Source organism: Tabrizicola sp., assembly GCF_051645465.1.
Taxonomy (GTDB): domain Bacteria; phylum Pseudomonadota; class Alphaproteobacteria; order Rhodobacterales; family Rhodobacteraceae; genus Tabrizicola.
Window position 1 is genome coordinate 1 of the sequence record NZ_JBOFBI010000307.1, and the last position, 19872, is coordinate 19872.

Below are 19872 nucleotides of genomic sequence, written 5' to 3' on the forward strand. Positions count from 1 at the left end.
CCTTCACCTCGCCCCAGAGTGCGGCTTTCCGCAGCGAGGCCTCGACGATCTGGTCAAGCTCGGCCTTGTTGCGCGTCAGTCCGTGGATTTTGGGGCCGTAGGCGACGTTGTCGTAGATCGACTTCGGAAACGGGTTCGGCTTTTGGAACACCATGCCGATCTTGGCGCGCAGCTGCACCGGATCGACCCGGGCATCATAGATGTCTTCGCCTTCCAGAAGGATCTTCCCCTCGACCCGGGCCGAGGCGACAGTGTCGTTCATCCGGTTGAGACAGCGCAGAAACGTCGACTTGCCGCAGCCCGACGGCCCGATGAACGCCGTCACCGCGCGGTCAAGAATGTCGACATCCACATCCTTCAGCGCATGGTTCGTCCCGTAGTAAACCTGAACCCCTCGCGCCGTGATCTTCGAGGCGGCGGTTTCGACCTCAAGTGCAGTGCGGGTCATGTCGTTCATCGGGGGCATATCCTTACCAGCGGCGTTCGAAGCGGCGGCGCAGCAGGATCGCGCCGACGTTCATGACTACGAGGAACGCCAGAAGCACGATGATCGCGCCGTTGGACCGTTCGATGAAGGCCGGGTCGGCCCGGCTGGCCCAGGAGTAGACCTGCACCGGAAGCGCCGTTGCCGGGTCAAGGAAGCCCTCGGGCGGGGCGGAGGGATAGTTGTCGACGAAAGCGACCATGCCGATCAGAAGAAGGGGGGCGGTTTCGCCCAATGCGCTGGCGAGGCCCAGGATCGTGCCGGTCAGGATGCCGGGCATGGCAAGGGGCAGGACGTGGTGGAAGACCATCTGCATCTTCGACGCGCCGACGCCCAAGGCCGCATCGCGGATCGACGGCGGAACCGCTCTGATCGCGGCGCGGGTCGCGATGATGATCGTGGGCAGCGTCATGAGGCTGATCACGAGTGCCCCGACGACGCTGGAGGACTGCGGGAGGCCCGCGAAGTTGATGAAGATCGCGAGGCCCAGGATCCCGAAGACGATGGACGGCACAGCCGCAAGGTTCGAGATGTTGACCTCGATCGCGTCGGTCCAGCGGTTCTTGGGCGCGAACTCTTCAAGGTAGATCGAGGCGGCGACACCCACCGGAACGCAGGTCACCAGCACCAGGAGCATCATGTAGGCCGAGCCGAGAAGCGCCACGCCAAGACCCGAAGCTTCGGGGCGCTGGTCCGAGGCGTCGGGGTTGGTGAAGAAGCCCCAGTTCCAGCTTGAGGTCAGAAGCCCGGCCTCGCGCAGCTGCTCGGCCAGGCGGAGCTGGTCGGGCGTGATCTGGTTGTCGCGTTCGGCCGTTTCCAGGGTGACGCGACCCTTCAGGTATCCGTCGACGCGACCGGCCGCCAGGACCGAAGCGTCGATCGTGGTGCCGACAAGCGCGGGGTTTGCCAGTATTTCGGCGCGGAGCTGGCCGGCAGCATCCTTCGAGATGAGAGCGCCGATCTCTGCGTCGGAGACGCCCTCTTGCGCGATGTCGCGCTTCTGAAGCTCGGCCACGAGCGCGCTGACCAGGACCTTGCTGTAGCCCACGGTCGTGACTTTCGCCATCTCGGCGCGGTTGCGGTTGCCTTCGGGGTCCAGCACCTCGGCCGAAAGCTCCATCGGGAAGGTGATCTGCGCCTGCCGGAAGGAGGAGACGCCATCCCGGAAGATCGTGAAGAGCATGATCGCGAGGGTCACGAGCGAGATTGCGATGGCGATCATCCCGTAGGCCTTGAAGCGCGCTTCGGCGGCGTTGCGGCGCTTCATCTCGGCGCTGGCGGTCAGGATCGACTGCTTCGGCCGTGCTGCGAAGCCGGGGACGGCGGAGATGTCGGTCATTCGTACTGCTCCCGGTATTTGCGCACGATCCAGAGGGCGAAGATGTTGAGGCCAAGCGTGATGACGAAGAGCGTCATGCCAAGGGCGAAGGCCACCAGGGTTTCAGGTGCGGCAAAGTCGGTGTCGCCGGTCAGCTGGCCCACGATCTTCACGGTCATCGTGGTCATCGCCTCGAACGGGTTGAGGTCAAGCTTGGCAGCGGCGCCTGCGCCCATGACCACGATCATCGTCTCGCCGATCGCGCGCGAGGCGGCCATCAGGATCGCGCCGACAATGCCCGGAAGAGCTGCGGGCAGGATCACCTGCCTGACCGTTTCGGACTTCGTGGCACCAAGGCCAAGGCTGCCGTCGCGCAGGGATTGCGGCACGGCGTTGATGATGTCGTCGGAAAGCGAGGAGATGAAGGGGATGTTGAGGATGCCGATCACGATGCCCGCCGTCATGACGGAGGAGCCCGAGTTGCCGAGGCCAAAGGGTTCGGCAAAGTAGTCGCGAAGGAAGGGGCCGACCGTGACAAGGGCGAAGATGCCGAAGACGACGGTCGGGATGCCTGCGATGACCTCGATCAGCGGCTTGACCCAGTTGCGGACGGGTTTCGACGCATATTCGGCCAGGTAGATCGCGGTGAAGAGGCCGATGGGCACGGAAACCAGCATCGAGACCAAAGTGATGTAAAGCGTGCCCCAGATCAGCGGGATGATGCCAAGCTCGGACCCGCCGCGGAAGTTCGGGGACCAGGTGAGGCTGAAGAAGAAATCCTGGATCGGGTATTTGGTGAAGAACTCGAAGGTTTCGGACACCATCGACCAGACGATGCCGACCGTAGTGAGGATCGCGATCGAAGAGGCCACGATCAGGAGGCCAAGGATGACCTTTTCCACCTGGTTGCGGGCGCGGAAGTCCTTTTGGGCGCGGGTCACGCCCCAGAAGAGGCCGAGCACGGCGAGTGCGAGAATGAGAACAGTCCGTCCGGCGGCACCCCAGCTGGTCAGCTCACGATAGTCCTGCGCGGCCGAAAGCACCTCTTTCGTGACGTCCGAGCCAAGCGCCACACCGACGCGGGCAAGCTTGTCGCGGACATTCGTGAACTCGGTGCGGATCATCCCGGCTTCTTCTTCGGTCATCGCACCCTGGGCGACCGCGGCGTCAAGGCCTCCGGCCACGCGGCGGACATCGGCCATGGTCAGTTCGCGCTGGGTTGCGTCGGAGACAAGCTCGGCGGGGAGGTCGGCCGAGATGCGGGATTCGATCACCATGGGCTGGACGATCAGCCAGACCACGAGCGCGCCAAGGGCCGGCATCAGAACGGCGAGTGCGCCATACCAGCCATAGTAGAGTGGCAGGGAGTGCAGGAGTCTGGGGTTTCCGCCAGAAGACGCGAGAGAGCGCTGGCGCGCGAGGAAATAGGCGGCGAGAGCAAGGACCGCTATGGCGGCGAAGAGCATGAGCACGGACATCGGTCAACCTGCAGCAGTCAGAGGGACCATGGCGGCTTGCACCGCCGGGCATGAATCAACAGGCGGGGCCAAGAGCCCCGCCTGCCGGACTTGAGTCTTATTCCAGCGGACCCATCGGGGTTTCGGCAGCAACTGCAGCCTGGGTGGCGGCCAGTTCCGGGTCGGACACGAGGCCGTAGGCTGCGAGCGGGCCATCCGGGCCGGCCATGTCATTGGACACGAAGAACTCGATGTACTCTTTCAGGCCGGGGATCACGCCGATGTGCGCCTTCTTGACGTAGAAGTAGAGCGGACGCGAGATCGGGTAGTCGCCCGAAGCAACCGTCTCCGCCGAAGGTGCGACGCCATTCACGGTCGCGACACGCAGCTTGTCGGTGTTGTTCTGGTAGAACGACAGGCCGAAGACGCCGACGGCGTTCTTGTCTGCGTCGAGACGGGCCAGCGTCTCGGTATAGTCGCCGTCGATGTCGACATTGCGCCCGTCGGTGCGAAGCTTCATGCAGGCCTCTTCGGCCGCATCTTCGTCGAGGCCGGCAGCGGTATGCGCAGCCATGGCACCGGTCGCCTCGCAGCCAGCGACGATGACCTTGGTGTCATAGACTTCGCGGGTGCCGTGCTTGGTGCCGGGCGAGAAGACCAGGATATCCTGCGCAGGAAGTGCCGGGTTCACGTTGGCCCACTGGGTGTGCGGGTTCGGAACCAGCGCGCCGTCAACCAGCACGGTTTCGGCCAGCGCGTTGAAGACGTCGGCGGGGGCCAGGGCGAACTCGGGGCCGTTCACGTCCGAGGCAAACACGATGCCGTCATAGCCGAAACGGACTTCCATGATCTCGGTCACGCCATTCTGCGCGCAGAGGTCGATGTCCGACTGCGAGATGCGCGAGGAAGAGTTCGCGATGTCGACGGTGTTTTCGCCAACGCCTTCACACATCTTCTTGCGGCCAGCACCCGAACCACCACCTTCCACGACCGGGGTCGGGAAGTCGAAGTTCTCGCCGAACGCCTCGGCTACGATGGTCGCATAGGGCAGAACGGTGGACGAGCCGGTGACCTGGATCTGGTCACGCGCGGCGGCGGGCATCGCTGCGGCGGCCGCGAAGGCCATGACCGAGGCGGTAACGTGGAAGGATTTCATGGGAGCACTCCTGATTGCGTGCGACATTGCGTCGGCCTCGATAGCGGCCTGAACCGGCTCTAGACGCCACGCGTGAAGCTTATTTATCAGGTTTGTAAAATATATGTGACAGGTCTGTGGCGGTACGCTAGGGCAGGTCTGTCGGTCGGGCCAGCATCATCCGGGCGATGTTTTCGGCGATCATCATAGTGGGGGCGTTGGTGTTCCCGGCAATGATCTGCGGCATGAGCGAGGCATCGACGACACGAAGACCATCGACCCCCCGGACCCTGCCTTGCGGGTCGGTGACCGAGCTTTCATCGCGCCCCATGCGGCAGGTTCCGACGGGGTGATAGATCGTTTCGGCCCGCGCGCGGATATCGGCTTCCAGCTCGACATCGCTGATAACCTTATGGCCGGGCAGGGTTTCCTGCTGGACATAGCGGCGAAGTGCTGGGGCCGCGACGATGTTCCGTGCGATCTTTAGGCCGTTCATCAGGACCGGAAGATCGTCGGGGTGGCCGAGGTAGTTTGCCTCGATCTTCGGTGCGGCCATTGGGTCGGGCGTCCGCAAGGTGATCCGGCCCCGGCTCTTCGGCAAAAGATCACAGACATGGAGCGTGAGGCCGTAGCCCCACGAGATGCGTCGCCCGTGGTCGTGGAGGTAGGCGGGGATGAAGTGGAATTGCAGGTTCGGTCGGTCGCGGGAGGGATCGGATGTTACAAAACCTCCGGCTTCGGCAATGTTTGAAGTAAACTCGCCCTGTCCCCGGCGCAGATAGGCCCATGCGGCCCGTGCCGCGCGGGGCAGGAAGGTGGGGGCGATGCCGATGGCTTCGCGGCCTTTCAGTGCGGCCTGCACGGTGATGTCGAGGTGATCGGCGAGGTTCGCGCCGACCTCTGGCGCGTCATGCACGACCGGGATGTCCATGGCCTGCAGGTGGGCGGCCGGGCCGATGCCGGAAAGCATCAGAAGCTGCGGGGAGTTGATTGCGCCGCCGGAGAGGATGACCTCGCCGCCCTCGCGGAGGCGAAGCTCGCGGTTCGCGAGGATGACGCCGACCGCACGACGGTCTTCGATCAGGACGCGGTGGACTTGCGCTTTGGTGATCAGCGTCAGGTTCGGGCGGGAGAGGGCGGGTTCGAGAAACGCGCGGGCTGCGCTGAAGCGGCGGCCATCGCGCTGGGTGACCTGATAAAGGCCGACGCCGGTATGGTCGGCCCCGTTGAAGTCGGGGTTGATCGGGTGCTGGCATTCCGCCCCGGCCCGCACGAAAGCGCGGCTGAGCGGGTTGGGCTGCATCAGGTTGCTGACGGTCAGGGGGCCGCCGGTGCCGTGGTGGTCGTCCGTGAGGGCCCGGTTGTCTTCGTGTTCCTTGAATATCTCGCGGACGCGAGGCCAGTCCCACGCTTCCCCCGCGGCCTCGGCCCAGCCGCGGTAGTCCTGCGGGTGGCCGCGCATGTAGATCATCGCGTTGATCGACGACGATCCGCCCATGACGCGCCCGCGCGGCCAGAAGAGGCGGCGGTTGTTCAGGGCGGGTTCGGGGTCCGTCTCGTACCCCCAGTTGAGCCAGCGCATGTGCGCAAGCCCGGCAAGGCCGAAGGGCATGTGGATCATCGGGTTGCGGTCGGGGGGGCCGGCCTCGATCAGGCAGACGTGGCGGCTGGGATCGGCAGAGAGCCGGTTGGCGAGGACGCAGCCGGCGGAACCCGCGCCGACGATGATGACGTCGAAGTCGTTCATCCGGGGAACCGTTTGATCATGCCTGCCAACCGCATCATGCGCGGGCTTTGGGGCGGGAAGGGATCAGGGATCGGACGGGTGGGTGGGCTTACGACTTGCATTGGGGAAGTCTAGCCGATCCCGCCCGCAAGCCCAGAGGAACGCGACGTCAGGAGGATAGGGGCGCGCTTTCGAGGGCTAGGGGCGCCCTCGCTTTACGGCCTTTCGGACCCTAGGGCCCATCCGAACGGCCTTTGTCAGATCGAGCCTCGCCAACTCTCAGCCGGCCAGTTAACACTGCCGAATGCATCGCAACATTGCGCTTTATCCCTGGTTCAAGTTCGCCCAGCAGCTGATCTTTTGGCAGGCGACCTGGTTTCTTTACTTCGAGAGCCGTCTCTCCGCCTCCGAGGCCATTCTGCTTTACGTGGTGTCTGACATCTGCACCACGGTTCTCGAGGTTCCTTCGGGGTACATGTCGGATCGGCTCGGGCGCAAACTGACCTTGATGGTCGCGGCTTTCAGCGGCATTGCCGGGGCCGTCATCTTTGTCTTCGGTGACGGTTTTGCCCAGTTCGCGCTGGCCAATGGGCTGTTGGGCGCGGCGGGGGCTTTTGCCTCAGGTACCGACACCTCATTGCTATATGAAAGCCTGAAGGCAGAAGATCGGGTGGCAGAGGTAGAGGCCGCCGAACTGAAAGCCTGGCGTTACAGTTTCACCGCGCTGGCCTTGTCTGCGCTGACCGGCGGTGCGCTTGCGCAGTATGACGACGTGCTGCCCTACGTGGCCACGGCGATCGCGGCGGTGGCACTTCTGGTCATCACTGTTCTCTTCCGCGAACCGCCGCATTCAAGAACCGCCGATCACCGCGAGAACCTTCGCGCACTCGGCGCAAGTCTTGCCCAGCCAACGCTGTTGTGGCTCTTGTGTCTGACGCTGGTGATGTATGTGTTCAGCCATATCCCATTTGTGTTTGGCCAGCCGTTCATCCGCGAAGCGCTGACGAATGCAGGTTATGCGGCGCAGACGCCGCTGATCTCGGGCACTGTGAGCTTTTCGATGATGATGATATCGGTCGCCGTGTCGCTCGTGGCGCTGCGGTTGCGGAGGATTCTTGGCCTGCCGAGCATCCTGCTACTGGCGTTCGGGATGCAGGTCGCACTCACGGCAGCGCTGGCGATCTCGAACAGCCTTTTTGTCATTGCTCTCCTGCTCCTCCGGATGGTGCCTGACTCGCTGTCGCAACCCTTCATCCAGGCCCGCACCCAGCTGCTGTTGCCAGATGGAATACGTGCGACCTATCTGTCAGTGAAAAGCCTTGCCGCGCGGCTGCTGTTTGCGGCCACCCTTAGCCTCGCCGCTGCGCAAAGCACCACCGAAGCGGCGATGCCCTATGCTGAAATGAGGGTGATTCTGGCGGTCTATGCCGTTGCCGGACTGGCCGTGCTGATAGCCCTTGCCAGCATGGCGCGCAGAGCGTCGGTTTAGCGGCCTGCCATCCGGGGCCCAGTGTTGGATCAGGCGAGTTCTGGCAGGAACGCGGGGCAGGCCAGTTCCAGCCCTTCGGCATAGATCACTTCGTCGTCGTCGAAGCAGAGCGTGAAGAGCTTTACGTTCCGGTGGGTTTCCAGAACGATGAACTCGCCATCCGCCAGCCGCGACGCCGGAATGGCGGCCACGTCAACGTTGTAAAGCGCCTTTGCCCGCCAATCGCGAATGATCACCGGCTGGTCGGGGGAAACGAAGAGATCCTGGTCGGGCCGGTCATGCCCCATTGTCGAGGCGCGGATGCGCACGAGGTCAACCTGCTTCCGGGCCGCAACCGAAATCGAAACCAGCCGACGCGCGCCTGCGCGGGTCACGATACGGTCGCCCGGGGCAAGGAATTCAACGGGAAGCAAGCCGTCAAGCGTCCGCACGATCGTGCCAGCGCGCAGGCCCGGTGCAACAGGGACCTCGGTCCCGCCTGCTGATCTGGAAAATGGTCCTTCGGCGTCCATGACCCGTCCTTCACTTTCTGTCTCTTGCATGTTTTGCCGTCGGTTTGTGGTCGAGTTTCGATCCCGGTTCGTTGATTTCGGGGCAGTTGTGGCCCGATCTCGCAGGGTGTGTGGCGGGAATGGGGCAGCGTTTTGCCCCTCGCGCCCCGAACCGGGCTTTGCTAGAAGGCGCGCATGCGGGTGTGGCGAAATTGGCAGACGCACCAGATTTAGGTTCTGGCGCCGCAAGGCGTGGGGGTTCAAGTCCCTCCACCCGCACCATACAGCCCCATCGTGGCAGGCGATGAATTACCCCTTACACCGGGCCGAAAGCTTTGCTAGAAGGCGCGCGACTTAGCGCAGGGCGCCAGCCTCGCGCCAGTACGCTATTGCGCAAATGCGCCCGAATGATCGAGGAAGGACACCCCAGCATGCAGGTCACCGAGACCCTGAACGAAGGCCTTAAGCGTGGCTACACCATCACCGTTACGGCCGCCGAGCTGGACGCCAAGGTGCAGGCCAAGCTGCTCGAAGCCCAGCCTGAGGTCGAGATCAAGGGCTTCCGCAAGGGCAAAGTGCCGCTGGCGATCCTGAAGAAGCAGTTCGGCACCCGGATCCTGGGCGACGCGATGCAGGAAGCGATCGACGGCGCGATGAAGGACCATTTCGACAAGACCGGCGACCGCCCGGCGTTGCAGCCCGAGGTCAAGATGGTTGGCGGCGACGCCTGGAAAGAAGGTCAGGATGTCGTGGTCGAGATGACCTATGACACCCTGCCGCCGATCCCTGATGTCGATGCCGGCAAGCTGAAGCTGGAGCGTCTGATCGTGAAGGCCGACGACAAGGCGATTGCCGAGGCGCTGGAGAATCTGGCGGGTTCCGCCAAATCCTACGACGACCGCAAGAAGGGCGCCAAGGCCAAGGACGGCGACCAGATCGTGATCGACTTCAAGGGTTCGGTCGATGGCGAGCTGTTCGAGGGCGGCTCGGCCGAGGACTATCCGCTGGTCCTGGGGTCGAACTCGTTCATCCCTGGTTTTGAGGACCAGCTTGTCGGCGCGAAGGTGGGTGACGAGGTATCCGTCAACGTGTCATTCCCGGACAATTACGGTGCCAAGCATCTGGCTGGCAAGGCTGCGGTCTTCGCTTGCACCGTGAAGGCGGTGAAAGAGCCGAAAGCTGCCGAAGTTGACGATGAACTGGCCAAGAAATTCGGCGCCGATGACCTGGCGGCCCTCAAGGCCCAGATCGCCGAGCGGCTTGAGGCCGAATACAAGGGCGCGGCCCGGGCCGTCATGAAGCGGTCGCTCCTTGACCAGCTTGACGGTATGGTCAAGTTCGACCTGCCCGCGAACCTGGTGGATGCGGAAGCGAACCAGATCGCGCACCAGCTTTACCACGAAGAGCATCCGGACGATCACGGCCACAACCACGGCGCCATCGAGCCGACCGACGAACACAAGACCCTGGCCGTGCGCCGGGTGCGTCTGGGCCTTCTTCTCGCCGAGATCGGTCGCAAGGCCGAAGTCACCGTGACCGATGCCGAGATGACCCAGGCCGTTCTTGCCGCTGCCCGCCAGTATCCGGGGCAGGAGCGTCAGTTCTTCGAGTTCGTGCAGAAGAACCAGCAGATGCAGCAGCAACTGCGCGCGCCGGTCTTCGAGGACAAGGTTGTCGACCACCTCGTTGGCCTGGCCAAGGTGACCGACAAGGAAATCTCGAAAGAGAAGCTTCAGAAGGCCGTCGAGGCGCTGGACGAAATGTAAGAGACCGGTCAGGTCCGACAGGGGATCAGGCCGCGCCTTCGGGTGCGGCCTTTTCGTTTTTGCCCCGGCTGTCAGAGCGTGATGCGGAACCGCGCGTAGCCCTCTTCGCCGTCACCCGCGGGCTCGATCTTCACGCCCTTCACGTCGGCCAGGTACTTGGTCCCGCCAGGACCGGTGTCGAAGAGGACACTGGTGCCCGGCATCGGCGCAAAGCCCCAGTTCGCGTCGGCGGTGGGATTGATCGTGCCCTGCTCGACGATGTAGCGCACGATCACGTCGCGGTTGGTGTCAGGCGCTTCGTAGATGATGGTCGAGCCATCGGCGCCGGGGAATTTGCCACCGCCGCCTGCGCGGTAGTTGTTGGTGGCGACGACGAAGCGTTGGGCCGGGTCGACGGGGGCGCCGTTGTACATCAGGTCAGTGATGCGGCTGGCGGCGATGTCGATGACCAGCCCATCCTTGTCGTATTTCGAGGGCTGGCTGAGGTCGATCTTGTAGGTGACGCCATCGATCACGTCGAAATTGTAGCTGGGGAAGTCGGTGTTGATCAGCATCTGATCCGCTTCACCCGGCTTGATCTGGTTGAAAATCCCGGCAGAGCGTTCGAGCCACTCCTTCACCTGCGCCCCGGTGATTGACACCGCACGGACGGTGTTGGGATAAAGGTAAAGGTCGGCCACGTTCTTGATGGCGACATCCCCGGCTGGCACATCGGTATAGAACTCCGGCCCGCTTCGGCCACCGGCCTTGAACGGTGCTGCGGCGGAGAGGAGGGGCAGGGTTTCATGCTCCGTCCCCGCAAGCATCTGTTTTACATACCACATCTGCGCGATCGAGACGATCTGGATGGAAGGGTCATCCGCGACGAGGGCGAAGTAGCTGTGGAGCGGCGCCTCGGTCTTGCCGACCGCGCGGCGGATGTATTCCAGCGTCGCGTCATGTTCGGCTTGTACCGCGGCAAGGACGGGGGCGTGATCTTCGACCAGCGCGGTGACGCTGCGGTCTTCGTTGCGCTTGGAGATCGGGCGCGCCTCGGAGGTGTGCGAGAGGATGCGCCAGCCGTTGCCGTCGCGTTCCAGGAGGAGGTCGACAAGGCCCATGTGGCTGCCCCAGAACCCACCCATCACGCCGGGCTTGCCCGAGATGGTTCCGGTGGCGTTGTCGGTGCCCGCAAAGCCATCGAAATCGGGGCCGGGGAAGACAAGGTGGCTGTGGCCGGTCAGGATCGCGTCGATCCCTTCGACGGCGGCCAGCGGCACGGCGGCGTTTTCCATGCCATCGGTTGCGGTGGTATCGCCGATCCCCGAATGGCTGAGGGCCACGATGATGTCGGCGCCTTCCTCACGCATTTGCGGGACGTAGGCCGCGGCGGTGGCGACGATGTCGCGCGTGGTCACGTTGCCTTCCAGATGCTTCTTGTCCCAGGTCATGATCTGCGGCGGCACGAAGCCGATGAGGCCGATGCGGATCGGATGGCTGGTGCCTGCGCCGTCGGTGATGGTCCGGTCGAGGATGACGTAAGGCGGCACGAGCGTGGCGTCTTCGCGCGGGGTGGCGCCTGCGGTCTTGACGACGTTGGCCGAGATCACCGGGAATTTCGCCCCGGCGACGGCGTTCATGAGGAACGTCAGACCGTAGTTGAATTCGTGGTTGCCGAGGGTGCAGCAATCATAGCCAAGCACGTTCATCGCCGAGATGATCGGGTGCATCTCGCCCTGGTCCATTCCGCGCTCGTAGGCGATGTAGTCGCCCATCGGGTTGCCCTGCAGGAAGTCGCCGTTGTCGAGGAGCAGCGCATTCGTCGCCTCGGCCCGGATCGCTTCGATCAGGCTCGCTGTGCGCGAGAGGCCCACGGTGTCGATAGGCTTGTCGGCGTAGTAGTCGTAGGGAAAGACGTGGACGTGGAGGTCCGTCGTCTCCATCAGCCGCAGATGGGCCTGGTTGGCTTGGGCGCGGACGGAAAACGGATGAAGGACGAGCAGACTGGCGGAACCGGCGATGAAGCCGCGGCGGGTCAAGTGGAGGGTCATGTGAGTCACTCCAGAATTGAACGATAACAATGAAACGCCCGGATTGGTTGCACCGCAAGCCTTAATCGACGCGATTGAAGGTTTCGTAACGGATCGATGCGAAAGGGAAATTCAGGCAGCGCCCTCGGGTGCGGCCTTTTCGTTTTGGGGTGCGCTGATCACCAGAAGCCCTGCGCCGATGATGATGGCGATACCGACCCAGCCGAGAATATCGGGGAAATCGCCCCAGATCGTCCAACCCCAGAGCACCCCCCAGAACATGAAGCTGTACTCGAAGGGAGCGACGGAGGATGAAGGCGCGATCCGGTAGGCGTAGGTCAGAAGCGTGATCCCCACGGCGGCGATAACACCACAGCTGACCATCAGCGCCAGGTCGGTCGCATCGGGCATGACCCAGCCCCGCGTCAGGAAGGCAAGCGAGGGATGCGAGGCCCCGGCATAAGCGCCGGACCCGTAGAGCGCCGACAGCGCCAAGGCGCAGAGGAGGAAGCAGACGTTGCCCCAGAACGCCATCGCTGCGGCCGATTCAGTCCGGCCCAGCGACCGCGCAATCACCATCGTCATCGCGTAGCCGAACGCTCCAAGGATCGGGAGCAGGGCGGCAAGGTCGAAGCTTGCGGCACCGGGCTTCACGATCAGAAGAACCCCGGCAAAACCTCCCGCCAGGGCGACAGTCGTCAGAAGGCTCACCCGCTCGCTCATGAAGATGACCGCTGCAAGGGTGATGAAAAGCGGGCTGGTGAAGAAAAGTGCTACCGCGTCGGCCATGGGGACATAAGCCAGGCCAAGGTAGTAGGCGGTATAGGCGACAAAGCTTGGCAGACCCCGCGCCAGCATCTTCCGCCAGTTGGGTGTCGTGATGGTAGAAAGCCGCCCGTCGAACCACCAGACGATGGCGAGGTGGAAGGGAAGGGCGGTCAGGCTGCGCAGGACCATGGCCTGATGCAGCGGATAGTCGCCCGACAGCTGCTTCAGGATCACGTCCTGCACCGAAAAGATCGCGATCCCCATAGTAAGGGCCAGAATGCCGCGATGGGTGGCTGACAGGGTCATGCCCGTCAAGCTAGCCAAGCCTTGGCCGACGGCTTGCCTGCCGCCGACAGCGGCTTGTCAGAGGGCGGCAAGCTTTGCGGCGGTTTCGGGCATCCGCTTCAGGGTCGCCGCGATGTGCGTGCGCCACTGGGGGCCACGGTCGAGCGCATCGCTGTAGGCCTCGCGGAGTTCGTCGGGCCGGTCTTCGGCCAGCGCCTCGATCAGAAGCTTTGCCTGTGCGCGGTCCTTGCGCGCTTTCAGCTGGTCCGGCCCCTTGCGGCGGTCGGCGACGATGAGTTTGTGGATGGCATAGGCCTCGGGCCGGGGAATCTGGACGAGGACGCCCGAGCGATAAAGGGCGGCGGCCTTGATCGGCTCGGCGATGAGATAGTTCAGGAAATGGAGCGACTGAGCGGCAACGCCCAGGGCGGGAAGCTCGCGGATATCCTCTTCGGGGCGGAAGGAGGGGGTGAGGAATTCGACCATTGTGTTCGACCGTGTCTGCCGCCAGCGCCACACCGAGCGGTGGTTGATTGAAGGAACGGGTGCGAAATCCAATGCGGCGAAGCTATCTGCTAGCGGGGTTTCCACGGCATCGCCCAAGGCAAGCGACAGACGCTCGAACTGCGCGATGTCGAGATCGCCAGTCTGCATGATCTCTGTCTGAGAGATGCGGATGCCCAGCTCGCATTCGTAGAGTCGGAAAGCATTTGTACCGACGATTGTTCCACCCAGTCGGAAGGCTCCGGTTTGGGCGAGGGCGGCAAGGAGCGAGCCTGTCGCTGGATCAAGGGCTTGCGCCCCTTCTGTACGCAGGATGCGGATCAGGCGCGCCCGATCCGCCGCACGTGCTGCTGCTGCGCTCTTGAGGTCCTGAAGCCGCGCGATACGATCGGCCATTTCGGGCGTGTCCTCGCCGATATAGCGTTTGCGGACATCACTGCCGACGCGGAACATGTCGTACCAGTAGGATTTCCCTCCGCGCCGTTCAAGGCGGGGTGTCCCGATGATTTCGCTTGCGGCCTCGTCAACGAGCGCGCTGCGGAGGTCTAGGTAGGCGGCATGGGCGATGGAGCTTAGGCGGTTCATGGCCATGTACTACAAAGGGTCATCGCTGTAGTACATGAGCGCGCCATTCCTGGCAAGCGCCATGTACTACAACTGAAGTCAATTGTAGTACATGAGCCAGTTACAAAGAAAAACCGCGCCTGGTTGCCCTGGCGCGGTTTCGAAATCCCTTATGGGATAAGGGCTTATTCGTCCGACGCCGCTGAGCCGACGTCGTCGAAAAGCTCGGCGATCTCGAACTCGGCCTGGGCTTCCGCTTCGGCTGCGAGGTCCTGGATCGACTTGCCCGACGCTTGCAGCTCGGCCTCTTCGACCGAACGGGCGACGTTCAGCTTGATCTTCACCGTGACTTCCGGGTGCAGCTGCACCGAGACGGTGTGGATCCCCAGTTCCTTGATCGGCTTGTCCAGCACGATCTGGCCGCGGTGAACGGTGAAGCCCGCGTCGGTCGCGGCTTCCGCCGCATCGCGCGGGGTGACCGAGCCGTAAAGCGCGCCCGCGTCCGAGGCGGAGCGGATCACGATGAAGGTCTGACCGTCGAGCTTGGCGCCGACAGCTTCCGCTTCTTTCCGGGTTTCGAGGTTGGTGGCTTCCAGCTGGGCTTTCTTCACTTCGAACGACTTGATGTTCGATTCGTTGGCGCGCAGCGCCTTGCCCTGCGGCAGAAGGAAGTTGCGGGCGTAGCCGTCTTTGACGTTTACGACTTCGCCCATCTGGCCCAGCTTGGCCACACGTTCCAAAAGGATGACTTGCATGTTCGTCGCTCCTTACTTCACGGCATAGGGAAGAAGCGCCAGGAAGCGGGCGCGCTTGATGGCCGTGGCCAGTTCGCGCTGCTTCTTGGCCGAGACGGCAGTGATCCGCGAGGGCACGATCTTGCCGCGCTCAGAGATGTAGCGCTGCAGAAGACGGGTGTCCTTGTAGTCGATCGCCGGTGCATTGTCGCCCGAGAAGGGGCAAACCTTGCGGCGGCGGAAAAACGGTTTGTTCGCCATGGTTTATGAACCTTTCCTCAAGCTATGGATCAACGACGCGGAGCGCCGAACGACGGGCGGTCGCCACGGTCGCCGCGATCCGGACGGTCGCCGAAGCTGCGCTCGCGGCGTTCGCCGCCGCCAAAGCCACCCCGGTCGCCACGATCCGAACGCTCGCCATCGCGGTCGCGGTCGTCGCGCTTCTGCATCTGGATCGACGGGCCTTCGCCGTGCTTGTCGACCTTGATGGTCAGCACGCGCATCACGTCGTCATGCAGCCGCATCAGGCGCTCCATTTCCTGCACGGCGGTCGCAGGTGCGTCCGACTTCAGGAAGGCATAGTGGCCCTTGCGGTTCTTGTTGATCTTGTAGGCCATCGTCTTGACGCCCCAGTATTCGTTTTCAACGACTTTGCCGCCGTTGTCCGCGAGGACGGTCGAGAAGTGTTCGATAAGGCCTTCGGCTTGCGTGTTGGACAAGTCCTGACGCGAAATAAAGACATGCTCATACAATGGCACGCGGTCTTCCTTCGTTTCGGGGCGGCTTCAAAGGACGGGCGAAACCCTTTCCACGGCCCGTCCACGAGAGGCATCGCCGGTTCATGGATATGCGGAAAGGATGGGGCCTTATACAGATTTGCCGAAGGGGCGCAAGGGCGTCACACGGGGTTTGGATCTTTCGGGCGGCGGAGCTCGATCACGTCACGCACGATGGTATAGTCGTGATACCCCAGCCGCGCCGCGGGAGAGTAGCGCGTGACGTCGAAGCGGCCCCCGACCAGGCAGTCGTCCCGCAGGTGAACGCCCACGACCTCGCCCACCAGAATGCGCTCGGGGCCAAGGATTTCGACAAGCTTCACCACCCGGCATTCCAGCGTCGCCGGGGCATCGGCCACCCGGGGGCAGTCGATGGCGACGCATTCGGCCTTGGCGACCCCGGTCTTTGCAAATTCGTCGGTGCCGCGGGCGAACCGGGCCGAGGTGGCGTTCATCTTTTCCAGCGCCTCGGCGGCCACGACGTTCACCGCGAAGACACCGCTCTCCATCGCATTCGCCATGCTGTCGCGGAAGTCGCCCGCGAACATCACCTGTGGCGGGGTATAGCCGACGGCATTGAAGAAGGAATAGGGGGCAAGGTTGTCGCCTGTGCTGGAGCGGGTCGAGATCCAGCCGATGGGGCGGGGCGAGACGATGGCGGCGAACGGGCTGTGCGGCAGTCCGTGGCCGTCGGCGGGGCGGTAGAACATCGGCAATCCCGTTTCACAAATTGATCGTGACACTGCGCCATGTTACGGGCCGGTTCCAGTGGATTCGGCCATGCAGCGTGCCTGCGGCATCGGGTGGGGAAAGCAGACGCGTGTACCGGCTTGAGGAAGAGACCGAGGCGGACTGGTGGGAGGTCGAGGCCCTATACGACCTCTGCTTTGCGCCGGGACGGACCGCGTTGTCGTCCTACCGCCTGCGGGACGGCGTGCCGACGGTAGCCCCCCTCTGCCTGACCTTGCGGGATGAGGAGGGGGCGCTGGCCGCCGTCATCCGCTACTGGCCCGCGCTGATCGGCGAGCATGACGTGCTTTTGGTGGGGCCGATCGCGGTGCACCCGACGCACCAGGGCGAAGGTCTTGGGGCGCTTCTGATCAACGAAAGCCTGGCCGAAGCGCGGCGCCTGGGTTGGGAACGGGCCATGCTGGTGGGCGATGCGCCCTACTACTCGCGCTTCGGATTCAGGAAGCTTCATGGGGTGGAAATGCCGCCGCCCACGAACCCCGACCGCGTTCTGGGCTTGGCGCTGAAGGCCGGAGCCTGGGCGGGGGTGACGGGCCTTGTGACGAAAGCGACCTGAGGGGATTGCGAAGGGGGGCGGGGTTCCCATATCTCGCCTATGGACCAGACACTTCCCGCCGTTCGCCCTACCGATCTTTCGGTCGACATCGCCCTTCTTGCCGCGCGCTACAAACGCGCCAACGGACCGGTCATGCAGCTGGTCAACCGGCTGGGCGGCAGCCTTGAAGGCCAGCTTTCCGCGCTGCCTGCGGGCTTTCGCGGGCAGATCGAGCGGATGACGGCGCAGGCGCTCGAGACCTCTTACGGCATTGCCGGGCGGGCGCCGGACTTGGGCGAGCGCGGGCCAATGGTTGCGGCGATCGCGACCGGCGCGGCAGGCGGTGTGGGCGGGCTTGCGACCGCCATCGCCGAGCTTCCCATCACGGTCACGCTGTTTCTGAACACGATCCGGGCGGTCGCGGTTGAGCATGGCCATGACCCCGACGCGCCTTGGGTGCGGGCCGAGTGCCTTCAGGTCTTTGGCGCAGGCAGCCCTCTGGCCCAGGATGACGGTGTGAACACCTCGTTCCTTACTGCCCGCCTGGCGCTGACGGGGTCGGCCGTGCAGAACCTGATCACGACGATTGCGCCGAAGCTGGCAGCGGTTCTGGGCCAGAAGCTTGCGGCGCAGGCCGTGCCGGTGATCGGGGCGGTCTCGGGTGCGACGCTGAACGCGGCGTTCCTGAACTATTACCGCGAAGTCGCGCGGGTGCGGTTTGCGCTTCTGAAGCTTGCCGACCAGCACGGGGCCGAGCTGGTGCTGGAGGAGTTCCGGCTGGCGGTTGAACCTCCGCGGATCATCAAGGCCTGATAGCGCGGGACACACGATTTTTCTGCGAAAAATCTTGGGTTGCGCCGAAGTTGCGGGTAAAGGCCCCGGCATCTGGGGGTGGCCATGAGCGCGGATGTCATTGCAAAGCTGAAGGAACATGCGGCGGTGCCGGGCCGGGTTTGGCTGCGGAACGGGCCGGTCACCTATGCCGACCTTCTGGCCGAGACCGGGCAACTCGCGAATGCCCTCATGGCGCTCGGGCTGCGGAAGGGCGACCGGCTTCTGCTGCAGGTCGAGAAATGCGAGGCGGTCCTGTCTCTCTACCTCGCCTGCCTGCGGGTAGGCGTGGTCTTCCTGCCCGTGAACCCCGGCTACACGGTCGCCGAGACCGAGCATTTCCTGAAGGACGCCCGGCCCGCGCTGGCAGTTGTTGATTCCGCGCGGGTGGAAGGGCTCGCGGCCCTTGGTGCGCGGACGATCCCGCTGGACGAGCTTCTGGCGCTGGCCGCTGTGCAAGGTGCTGGGCACGACGATCCGGCGCATGGGCCCGATGATCTGGCCGCAATCCTCTACACTTCAGGCACGACGGGGCGGTCGAAGGGCGTGATGCTTTCGCGCGAGAACCTTGCGTCGAATGCCGAGGCTCTGGTCGGGCTCTGGCGGTTCACCGGGGCGGATGTGCTGCTCCACGCGCTGCCGGTGTTCCACACCCACGGGCTTTTCGTCGCGACGAACTGCGTCCTCTACTCTGGCGCTTCGATGATCTTCCAGCGAAGCTTCAGTCCCGGTGCCGTGCTCGCAGCCTTGCCACAGGCGAGCGTGATGATGGGCGTCCCGACCTTCTACACCAGGCTTCTGGGCGAGGCTGGCCTGACGCGAAAGGCCTGCGCGCACATGCGGCTTTTCATCTCGGGCTCGGCGCCGCTGTCGCCTGCGACCCATGCCGAATGGGAGGATCGGACGGGGCATGCGATCCTGGAGCGCTACGGGATGACCGAGACCAATATGATCACCTCGAACCCCTACGACGGGGCTCGCAAGGCGGGGACGGTGGGGCTGCCCCTGCCAGGGGTCGAGGTGCGGGTGACCGGGGCGGACGGCCTTGAAGTGCCGCTGGGTGAGGCGGGGGCGATCGAGGTCAGGGGGCCGAATGTCTTTCGGGGCTACTGGCGGATGCCGGACCAGACGGCGAAGGAGTTCCGGGACGGCTGGTTTGTCACGGGCGACCTCGGGGCGTTCGATGCCGCGGGGTATCTTAGCATTCTCGGTCGGGCGAAGGATTTGGTGATCAGCGGGGGGCTGAACGTCTATCCCGCCGAGGTCGAGGCGGCGCTGGACGAGCTTCCGGGGGTTGCGGCCTCGGCGGTGATCGGTGTCCCGCATCCCGATTTCGGCGAGGCGGTGGTGGCGTGCCTGGTGCCTGCGGCGGGGGCGGCTTTGGACGAAGCGGCGGTCCGGTCGGCGCTGCGGGAACGGCTTGCGGCATTCAAGATCCCGAAGCGGGTGCTGGTCCTGGACGACCTCCCCAGGAACGCGATGGGGAAGGTGCAGAAGGCCGAGCTGCGCCGGGCCTATGCCGAACTTTTTTCATCCGGCAGCGAATAGATCCGCGCCCAGCGGCGTTGGGTTGGTGAGGCGGGCGAGAGCTTGCCTCTCTGCCCGGATGACCCGAAGAGATCAGGCATATTGGGGGGAGTTATCCGGCGTCCGGGGGCAAGTGCCTCCGGGCGGCGGGCCGAGGATTGACCAGTGATATTGCGACAGAAGGATTTGACATGAAGAAGACCGCGCTTTCCATCGATTTTATACTGATGGGGCCCCCGCCCGGGGCGGTCAGCGCGGTCGAAACCGACGGCGTCTGGGACGTCGTCAGCCCTTGATGCAGCTCCTTTTCCCCTTGGGAGCAGCGTCAAAGCCGGGGTCGCCTGGGGCGGCCCCGGTTTTGTGTCCAACGGTGGGACAACGGGTGAGGGTGAGGGATTTCAAGGGGTTGGGAGGGTGGGTAAGGGTTTGTTAAGGGGGCTTGGATGACGGGCAGATCGGCCATCCAGGGGCGTCGTTAGTGACGAGTGTGCGTTCTGGGAAATGTCGCTCTGAGCCCTTACCGGACAGTCGAGGTTCAGTTTAACATCGCCAAAGGCGCGAGCCGGACCCATTGGAGTGGACTGATCATTGGTAGGCAACATCGAGCTTGAAAAAACATTCGTGCCTTCTAGCGAAGCCGGGGTGAACCTAGAGATTGTCGTCGCAAAACCCCGACACGATGGGCCGTTTCCGACGATCATATTCAACCACGGTTCCACGGGG

The 19872-nt window shown here is 63.9% G+C and carries 18 protein-coding genes and 1 tRNA gene; 6 read left to right on the forward strand and 13 right to left on the reverse strand.

The features are described from left to right. From ACRCSW_RS19735 to ACRCSW_RS19755, 5 genes are all read right to left on the reverse strand, one after another. Positions 1 to 457: phosphate ABC transporter ATP-binding protein (locus ACRCSW_RS19735; protein ID WP_438707359.1), on the reverse strand; the 457-nt coding region annotated here is incomplete at its 3' end. 13 nt (positions 458 to 470) lie between these two features. Then, positions 471 to 1823, reverse strand: a complete 1353-nt coding sequence (gene pstA, locus ACRCSW_RS19740) for a phosphate ABC transporter permease PstA (RefSeq protein WP_438707360.1) — start codon at positions 1821 to 1823, stop codon at positions 471 to 473. After that, positions 1820 to 3280 carry a phosphate ABC transporter permease subunit PstC gene (pstC, locus tag ACRCSW_RS19745; RefSeq protein WP_438707361.1) on the reverse strand — a complete coding sequence of 487 codons (1461 nt, stop codon included), beginning with the start codon at positions 3278 to 3280 and terminating at the stop codon, positions 1820 to 1822. The genes pstA and pstC overlap by 4 nt, the downstream gene beginning before the upstream one ends. A 97-nt stretch (positions 3281 to 3377) precedes the next feature. Beyond that, positions 3378 to 4415, reverse strand: a complete 1038-nt coding sequence (locus tag ACRCSW_RS19750; protein WP_438707362.1) for a substrate-binding domain-containing protein — start codon at positions 4413 to 4415, stop codon at positions 3378 to 3380. A 127-nt stretch (positions 4416 to 4542) separates the two neighbouring features. Then, a complete protein-coding gene (locus ACRCSW_RS19755; protein WP_438707363.1) occupies positions 4543 to 6141 on the reverse strand; it encodes a GMC family oxidoreductase in 1599 nt (532 codons plus the stop codon). A 283-nt stretch (positions 6142 to 6424) separates the two neighbouring features. On the opposite strand from ACRCSW_RS19755, the gene ACRCSW_RS19760 reads away from it, so the two are divergent. Next, positions 6425 to 7609: an MFS transporter gene (locus ACRCSW_RS19760; protein WP_438707364.1), complete on the forward strand. Its 1185-nt coding sequence runs from the start codon at positions 6425 to 6427 to the stop codon at positions 7607 to 7609. A 29-nt stretch (positions 7610 to 7638) separates the two neighbouring features. On the opposite strand, the gene ACRCSW_RS19765 is transcribed toward ACRCSW_RS19760, so the two are convergent. Continuing rightward, positions 7639 to 8121, reverse strand: a complete 483-nt coding sequence (locus ACRCSW_RS19765; protein ID WP_438707365.1) for a Hint domain-containing protein — start codon at positions 8119 to 8121, stop codon at positions 7639 to 7641. Between the two features lie 176 nt (positions 8122 to 8297). On the opposite strand from ACRCSW_RS19765, the gene ACRCSW_RS19770 reads away from it, so the two are divergent. Further along, a tRNA-Leu gene (locus ACRCSW_RS19770) sits at positions 8298 to 8382 on the forward strand. Between the two features lie 149 nt (positions 8383 to 8531). After that, the gene (gene tig, locus ACRCSW_RS19775) at positions 8532 to 9866 is read left to right on the forward strand and encodes a trigger factor (protein ID WP_438707366.1); all 1335 of its coding nucleotides are present in this window, start codon (positions 8532 to 8534) and stop codon (positions 9864 to 9866) included. Positions 9867 to 9937: 71 nt separating this feature from the next. Here the strand turns inward: tig and ACRCSW_RS19780 are convergent, their stop codons facing one another. From ACRCSW_RS19780 to ACRCSW_RS19810, 7 genes are all read right to left on the reverse strand, one after another. Then, positions 9938 to 11896 carry a bifunctional 2',3'-cyclic-nucleotide 2'-phosphodiesterase/3'-nucleotidase gene (locus ACRCSW_RS19780; protein ID WP_438707367.1) on the reverse strand — a complete coding sequence of 653 codons (1959 nt, stop codon included), beginning with the start codon at positions 11894 to 11896 and terminating at the stop codon, positions 9938 to 9940. A gap of 111 nt (positions 11897 to 12007) precedes the next feature. Then, positions 12008 to 12949 (reverse strand): DMT family transporter, encoded by a 942-nt coding sequence (locus ACRCSW_RS19785; protein WP_438707368.1) that lies wholly within the window; start codon positions 12947 to 12949, stop codon positions 12008 to 12010. Between the two features lie 57 nt (positions 12950 to 13006). Next, a complete protein-coding gene (locus ACRCSW_RS19790; protein WP_438707369.1) occupies positions 13007 to 14017 on the reverse strand; it encodes a nucleotidyltransferase family protein in 1011 nt (336 codons plus the stop codon). 164 nt (positions 14018 to 14181) lie between these two features. Further along, positions 14182 to 14751 (reverse strand): 50S ribosomal protein L9, encoded by a 570-nt coding sequence (gene rplI, locus ACRCSW_RS19795; protein WP_438707370.1) that lies wholly within the window; start codon positions 14749 to 14751, stop codon positions 14182 to 14184. A gap of 12 nt (positions 14752 to 14763) precedes the next feature. Further along, on the reverse strand, positions 14764 to 14991 hold the full coding sequence (gene rpsR, locus ACRCSW_RS19800; protein WP_125327012.1) for a 30S ribosomal protein S18: 228 nt from the start codon (positions 14989 to 14991) through the stop codon (positions 14764 to 14766). Positions 14992 to 15020: 29 nt separating this feature from the next. Next, positions 15021 to 15488 (reverse strand): 30S ribosomal protein S6, encoded by a 468-nt coding sequence (gene rpsF / locus ACRCSW_RS19805; RefSeq protein WP_438707371.1) that lies wholly within the window; start codon positions 15486 to 15488, stop codon positions 15021 to 15023. Between the two features lie 140 nt (positions 15489 to 15628). Next, entirely contained in the window at positions 15629 to 16216 is a 588-nt protein-coding gene (locus ACRCSW_RS19810) for a flavin reductase family protein (RefSeq protein ID WP_438707372.1), read from the reverse strand. Between the two features lie 110 nt (positions 16217 to 16326). On the opposite strand from ACRCSW_RS19810, the gene ACRCSW_RS19815 reads away from it, so the two are divergent. The 3 genes from ACRCSW_RS19815 to ACRCSW_RS19825 all read left to right on the forward strand — a co-directional run bounded on the left by ACRCSW_RS19815 (position 16327) and on the right by ACRCSW_RS19825 (position 19170). Next, positions 16327 to 16812 (forward strand): GNAT family N-acetyltransferase, encoded by a 486-nt coding sequence (locus tag ACRCSW_RS19815; protein ID WP_438707373.1) that lies wholly within the window; start codon positions 16327 to 16329, stop codon positions 16810 to 16812. 39 nt (positions 16813 to 16851) lie between these two features. Beyond that, positions 16852 to 17604, forward strand: coding sequence for an EcsC family protein (locus tag ACRCSW_RS19820; protein ID WP_438707374.1), 753 nt, complete (start codon positions 16852 to 16854; stop codon positions 17602 to 17604). Between the two features lie 84 nt (positions 17605 to 17688). After that, complete coding sequence (locus ACRCSW_RS19825) at positions 17689 to 19170, forward strand: AMP-binding protein (RefSeq protein ID WP_438707375.1); 1482 nt, start codon at positions 17689 to 17691, stop codon at positions 19168 to 19170. Positions 19171 to 19872 lie beyond the last annotated feature (702 nt).

Excerpts from the sequence above, each read along its gene's own strand:
- ACRCSW_RS19780 (WP_438707367.1), bottom strand. The coding sequence starts at position 11,896 with ATGACCCTCCACTTGACCCGCCGCGGCTTCATCGCCGGTTCCGCCAGT.
- ACRCSW_RS19810 (WP_438707372.1), bottom strand. The coding sequence starts at position 16,216 with ATGTTCTACCGCCCCGCCGACGGCCACGGACTGCCGCACAGCCCGTTC.
- ACRCSW_RS19760 (WP_438707364.1), top strand. The coding sequence starts at position 6,425 with ATGCATCGCAACATTGCGCTTTATCCCTGGTTCAAGTTCGCCCAGCAG.
- ACRCSW_RS19820 (WP_438707374.1), top strand. The coding sequence starts at position 16,852 with ATGGACCAGACACTTCCCGCCGTTCGCCCTACCGATCTTTCGGTCGAC.
- ACRCSW_RS19790 (WP_438707369.1), bottom strand. The coding sequence starts at position 14,017 with ATGAACCGCCTAAGCTCCATCGCCCATGCCGCCTACCTAGACCTCCGC.
- tig (WP_438707366.1), top strand. The coding sequence starts at position 8,532 with ATGCAGGTCACCGAGACCCTGAACGAAGGCCTTAAGCGTGGCTACACC.
- pstA (WP_438707360.1), bottom strand. The coding sequence starts at position 1,823 with ATGACCGACATCTCCGCCGTCCCCGGCTTCGCAGCACGGCCGAAGCAG.
- ACRCSW_RS19750 (WP_438707362.1), bottom strand. The coding sequence starts at position 4,415 with ATGAAATCCTTCCACGTTACCGCCTCGGTCATGGCCTTCGCGGCCGCC.
- rpsR (WP_125327012.1), bottom strand. The coding sequence starts at position 14,991 with ATGGCGAACAAACCGTTTTTCCGCCGCCGCAAGGTTTGCCCCTTCTCG.
- ACRCSW_RS19755 (WP_438707363.1), bottom strand. The coding sequence starts at position 6,141 with ATGAACGACTTCGACGTCATCATCGTCGGCGCGGGTTCCGCCGGCTGC.
- ACRCSW_RS19825 (WP_438707375.1), top strand. The coding sequence starts at position 17,689 with ATGAGCGCGGATGTCATTGCAAAGCTGAAGGAACATGCGGCGGTGCCG.
- ACRCSW_RS19785 (WP_438707368.1), bottom strand. The coding sequence starts at position 12,949 with ATGACCCTGTCAGCCACCCATCGCGGCATTCTGGCCCTTACTATGGGG.
- ACRCSW_RS19765 (WP_438707365.1), bottom strand. The coding sequence starts at position 8,121 with ATGGACGCCGAAGGACCATTTTCCAGATCAGCAGGCGGGACCGAGGTC.
- pstC (WP_438707361.1), bottom strand. The coding sequence starts at position 3,280 with ATGTCCGTGCTCATGCTCTTCGCCGCCATAGCGGTCCTTGCTCTCGCC.
- rplI (WP_438707370.1), bottom strand. The coding sequence starts at position 14,751 with ATGCAAGTCATCCTTTTGGAACGTGTGGCCAAGCTGGGCCAGATGGGC.